We start from the raw sequence: 5,503 nt of genomic DNA on the forward strand, positions 1-5,503 counted from the left end.
GTACATGACCTGCGCCATCACCGAGATCGCCTCGACCACGAAGATGCCGCCCATGATGAAGAACACGATCTCCTGGCGCACGATGACCGCGATGGTGCCCAGCGCGCCGCCCAGCGCGAGCGCGCCCACGTCGCCCATGAAGACCTGCGCCGGATGGGTGTTGAACCAGAGGAACGCGAGCCCCGCGCCGGCCATGGCCGAGCAGAACACCAGCAGTTCGCCCGAGCCCGGGATGTTGGGAAACAGCAGGTACTTGGAATACACCGCGCTGCCCGTGACGTAGGCGAACACGCCCAGTGCCGAACCCACCATCACCACCGGCATGATCGCCAGGCCGTCCAGGCCGTCGGTCAGGTTGACCGCGTTGCTMGCGCCCACGATCACCAGGTACGTGAGGATCACGAAGCCGATGCCGCCGAGCGGGTAGCTCACTTCCTTGAAGAAGGGCACCAGCAGGTTGATCTTGGGCGGAAAGTCCAGGTCGAAGCCCGACTGCACCCAGGCGAAGAACAGCTGCAGCACGCGCCAGTTCGAACTTTCCGAGATGCTGAAGAGCAGGTAGAAGCCCGCGATCAGGCCCACCACCGACTGCCAGAAATACTTCTCGCGCGAGCGCATGCCCTCCGGGTCCTTGCGCACCACCTTGCGCCAGTCGTCGACCCAGCCGATGGCGYCGAAGCCCAGCGTGACCCACAGCACGATCCACACGAAGCGGTTGGAGGGGTCGAACCACATCAGCGTGGCGAAGGCAATGGCGAACAGCACCAGCACGCCGCCCATGGTGGGCGTGCCGCTCTTGGTGAGGTGCGTTTCCATGCCATAGCCGCGCACCGGCTGGCCGATCTTGAGCGCGGCCAGGCGGCGGATCACATAGGGCCCGGCCACCAGGCCGACCACCAGCGCCGTCAGCGCAGCCATCAGCGCACGGAAGGTGAGGTATTGGAAAACGCGCAAGAACCCGAACTCGGGCGAAAGTGTCTGCAGCCATTGGGCCAGGCTCATCAGCATGTGGTGTCGCGCGGCTCATGCGTCATGACCGGCCTCCTTTTGTTGTTGTCGTGATTGCTCGATCGCCTGCACCACGCGCTCCATCTTCATGAAGCGCGAGCCCTTGACGAGCACGCTCCCCACCTGGGGCAGCCGCGCCAGCACCGCGGCGCCGAGCGTCTCGATGTCCGGGAAATGGCGGCCGTTGTCGCCGCCGTCGAAGGCCGCGATGCTGTGCGCGGTTTCGGCGCCGAGCGCATACACGGCCTCGATGCCGCGCTGGCGCGCCCAGTCGCCGACCTCGGCATGGAACTCGGGCGCGCGGTTGCCGACCTCGCCCATGTCGCCGAGCACCAGGAGGCGCGGGCCAGGCAAGGCCGCGAGCACGTCGATGGCCGCGCGCACGGAATCGGGGTTGGCGTTGTAGCTGTCGTCCACCAGCGTGAGCGAATGGCCGCCGGGCAGCAGCACCGCGCTCGCCTTGGAGCGGCCCTTCACCGGTTCGAAGGCCGAGAGGCCGCGCGCAATGGTCTCGGGCGGAATGCCGGTAGCGAGCGCGCACGCGGTCGCCGCCAGCGCATTGACGACGTTGTGCCGGCCCGCGATGTGCAACTGCGCATCGAAGTCGCCCAGCGGCGTGCGGATGCGGACCTGCCATGCGCCCTGCTGCCATTCGGCGCCCACCAGAGAAATATCGGCGTCTTCATGCTCGCCGAAGGTCATGCAGCGGCGCGTGGCGCCGTCGTGCGCCATGTCGTTCCACAGAGGAGCGAATTCGTCGCCGTGCGGGAACACCGCGGTGCCGTCCTCCGGCACGAAGGAAAACACCGCGCCGTTCTCGAGCGCCACCGCTTCCACGGTGGCCATGAACTCCAGGTGCTCGCGCTGCGCGTTGTTGACCAGCGCGACGGTCGGACGCGCGATGGCCGCGAGCCGCGCGATCTCGCCCGGATGGTTCATGCCCAGCTCGACCACCGCATGCTGGTGCTTCGCGCGCAGGCGCAGCAAGGTCAGCGGAACGCCGATCTCGTTGTTGAAGTTGCCGGCCGTCGCGAGCGCGCGATCGCCCCTGAAGGCGACCAGCACGGCCGCGATCATCTGCGTGACGGTGGTCTTGCCGTTGCTGCCGGTCACGGCGATCAGCGGCAGATCGAACTGCGCGCGCCAGCCGGCGCCGAGCGCGCCAAGCGCGGCCAGCGAATCGGGCACCTCGAGCCCTGCCAGGCCGGCCGCCTCGAGGCCGCCGTGCGCAATGGCGGCGACGGCGCCGCGCGCCTTGGCATCGGCCAGGAATTCGTTGGCGTCGAAGCGTTCGCCCTTGAGCGCCACGAACAGGTCGCCATCCGCGAGCGTGCGGGTGTCGGTATGGACGCGGGCAATGGCCGTAGCGCCGTCGCCCACCAGGCGCGCGCCTGGAATCCATTGCYGCGCCTGGGCCAGCGTGAACATCATCGGCGAGTGGCTCATGCGGCACCCCGCTTCGAAAGCGCATCGAGCGCATGGGTCCGGTCCGAGAACGGAATGCGCTGGCCGGCGATTTCCTGCCAGGCTTCATGGCCCTTGCCGGCGAGCAGCACCACGTCCTGCGGCGCGGCCTGCGCGATGGCGTCGGCAATGGCGGCCGCGCGGTCGGGCTGCACCTGGGCCGCTTCGGGGCGCGCGAGGCCGAGCAGCACCTGGCTGATGATCGCGTCGGGGTTCTCGCTGCGCGGGTTGTCGCTGGTCACGACCACGCGGTCGGCCTGGCGCTCGGCCACCGCGGCCATCATCGGGCGCTTGATCGGATCGCGGTCGCCGCCGCAGCCGAACACGCACCAGAGCGCGCCGCCGCGCTGCTGCGCAAGCGGGCGCAGGCCGGCCAGCGCCTTGTCGAGGGCGTCGGGCGTGTGGGCATAGTCGACCACCGCCAGCGGCGCAACCGCATTCGCATCGGCGGCGCCCACGCGCTCCATGCGGCCCGGCACGCTGGTGAGCCTGCTGCAGGCCGCCACGGCCTGCGCGAGCGACAGCCCCAGGGCCCGCAGCGTGCCGAGCACGCCCAGCAGGTTGGCCACGTTGTACTGGCCGATCAGGCCGGTCGACATGCGCTCCACGGCGTCGTTGTCGTGCTCGGCCACCGAGAAGCGCAGGCCCTGCGCGTCGTAGCCGACGTCGCGCGCCATGAGCCGCGCCGGCGCGCCGGCGGCCGACACGGTCCAGACGTCGAGCGCACCGATGCCGGCCTCGAGCAGGTTCGCGCACAGGCTCGCGCCGTGCACGTCGTCGATGTTGATCACCGCGGCGCGCAGCCCGGGCCAGCGGAACAGCTCGGCCTTGGCCTGCCAGTAGGCATCCATGCTGCCGTGGTAGTCGAGATGGTCCTGCGTGAAATTGGTGAACACCGCCACCGCGATGCGCGCACCGTCGAGCCGGCGTTCGGCAATGCCGATCGACGAGGCCTCGATGGCGCAGGCGCCGAAGCCGCGCTCGACCAGCGCGCGCAGCTCGCGCTGCATCATCACCGGGTCGGGCGTGGTGAGGCCGGTGTAGACGAGCTCCGGCGGCACGCCGATGCCCAGCGTGCCCATCACCGCACAGGGCGAAGGCACGCCGCGCTCGGCGCTGCCGTCCAGCCGCGGCGCGCGAACGCCGCCGGGCACGGCCAGCGTGGAAAGCGATTCGGCGAGCCACCATGCGGTGGAGGTCTTGCCGTTGGTGCCGGTCACGGCCAGCACTTCGAGCGCGGCCGAGGGGTTGTCGTAGAAGGCCGATGCGATCGGGCCGGTGGCGGCCTTGAGCCCCGGATAGCTTGCAATGCGTTCGTCGCCATCGAAACCGAAGGCCTCGGCGCCCTGCTGCTCGACCAGGCAGGCCGCGGCGCCCTGCGCCAGTGCCGACGCCACGTGCCTGCGCCCGTCGGTGGCTGCGCCGGGCCAGGCAATGAAGCCGTCGCCCGCGCCCACCGGCCGGCTGTCCGCATGCAGCGCACCCTGCACGCGCTCCTTGAGCCAGAGCGCGGCGAGTTGAGGGGAAGTGAGTGTCAGCATGCTCAGAAGCTCTCGTCGACGCCTTGCGTCACCACCAGCGGTTTGACCGCGAGGTCGGGCGGAACGTTCATCATGCGCAGGGTCTGCTGCACGACCTCGCTGAAAACGGGCGCGGCGGCCACGCCGCCGAAGTACTGGCCGTCGCTCGGCTCGTCGATCATCACGCCGACGATGATGCGCGGCTTTTCGATCGGTGCCATGCCGGTGAACCACGCGCGATATTTGTTGCTCGCGTAACCTTTGCCAACCTGCTTGTGCGCGGTGCCCGACTTGCCGCCGACCGAATAGCCGACGGTCTGCGCGCGCGTGCCGGTGCCGCCCGGGCCTGCCGCCATCTGCAGCATCTTGCGCACCGCCAGCGCGTTCGACGGCGAGAACACCCGCACGCCCGCGGGCGACTCGGTGCTCTTGAGGATGGTGACCGGAATGATCGCGCCGTCGTGCGCGAAGGCGGTGTACGAATGCGCCATCTGGAACAGCGACGCCGACAGGCCGTAGCCATAGGCCATGGTGGCCTGCTCCACGGGCTTCCAGGTCTTCCAGGGGCGCAGGCGCCCCGTGACCGCGCCGGGGAACTGGATCTGCGGCTTCTGGCCGTAGCCGAGCGCGGTGTAGGTGTCCCACATCTCGTGCGGGGTCATCTTCTGCGCGATCTTGAGCGCCCCCACGTTGCTGGACTTCTGGATCACGCCCTCGACCGTGAGCGTGCCGTAGTTGTGCGTGTCGCTGATGGTGAAGCCGCCCAGCTGGAAGCGGCCGGGCGAGGTCTCGATCAGCGTCGAGGGCTTCACGCGGCCGGCCTCCAGCGCCATGGCCACGGTGATCGGCTTCATGGTCGAGCCGGGCTCGAAGGTGTCGGTGAGCGCGCGGTTGCGCAGCTGCTCGCCCGTGAGGTTCTGCCGCTTGTCGGGCACGTAGCTCGGGTAGTTGGCCAGTGCCAGCACCTCGCCGGTGACCGCGTCCAGCACCACCACGCTGCCGGCCTTAGCACGACGCGCGGTCACGGCGTCGCGCAGCTTCTGGTAGGCGAAGAACTGCACCTTGCTGTCGACGCTGAGCTGGATGTCCTTGCCGTCGACCGGCGGCACCTGCTCGCCCACGCCCTCGACCACGCGGCCCAGGCGGTCCTTGATGACGCGGCGCGAGCCGGCCTTGCCGGCCAGTTCCTTGTTGAAGGAAAGCTCGATGCCTTCCTGCCCGTTGTCCTCGACGTTGGTGAAGCCCACCACGTGCGCCGCGGCCTCGCCCTCGGGGTACTGGCGCTTGTATTCCTTGCGCTGGTAGATGCCCTTGAGGTTGAGCGCGGCAATCTGCTTGGCAATCGGCTCGTCGACCTGGCGCTTGATCCAGACGAAGGTCTTGTCCTCGTCCTCGAGCTTCTTGTCGAAGTCCTTCTGCGGCATCTCGAGCAGCTTGGCCACCTGCTTGAGCTTGGCGCGCACCTCGGGGTCGTCGCGCTCGATGTCTTCCGGAATGGCCCAGATGCTCGG

Annotated in this window: 4 protein-coding genes; all 4 read right to left on the minus strand. The window is 69.1% G+C overall.

The features are described 5' to 3' along the window. Nucleotides 1-1,008 (minus strand): phospho-N-acetylmuramoyl-pentapeptide-transferase (gene mraY / locus AC1DOC_RS17150; protein ID WP_478130144.1); only part of this gene is annotated, 1,008 nt, incomplete at its 3' end. 15 nt (nucleotides 1,009-1,023) lie between these two features. Next, nucleotides 1,024-2,454, minus strand: coding sequence for a UDP-N-acetylmuramoyl-tripeptide--D-alanyl-D-alanine ligase (locus AC1DOC_RS17155; RefSeq protein WP_478130145.1), 1,431 nt, complete (start codon nucleotides 2,452-2,454; stop codon nucleotides 1,024-1,026). Next, entirely contained in the window at nucleotides 2,451-4,013 is a 1,563-nt protein-coding gene (locus AC1DOC_RS17160) for a Mur ligase family protein (protein WP_478080561.1), read from the minus strand. Before AC1DOC_RS17160 ends, AC1DOC_RS17155 begins: the two co-directional genes overlap by 4 nt. Before the next feature lie 2 nt (nucleotides 4,014-4,015). After that, on the minus strand, nucleotides 4,016-5,503 hold a 1,488-nt coding region (locus AC1DOC_RS17165), incomplete at its 5' end, for a peptidoglycan D,D-transpeptidase FtsI family protein (RefSeq protein ID WP_478130146.1).

It is taken from the genome of Variovorax sp. 01T439_2 (genome assembly GCF_056398445.1).

Excerpts from the sequence above, each read along its gene's own strand:
- AC1DOC_RS17160 (WP_478080561.1), bottom strand. The coding sequence starts at position 4,013 with ATGCTGACACTCACTTCCCCTCAACTCGCCGCGCTCTGGCTCAAGGAG.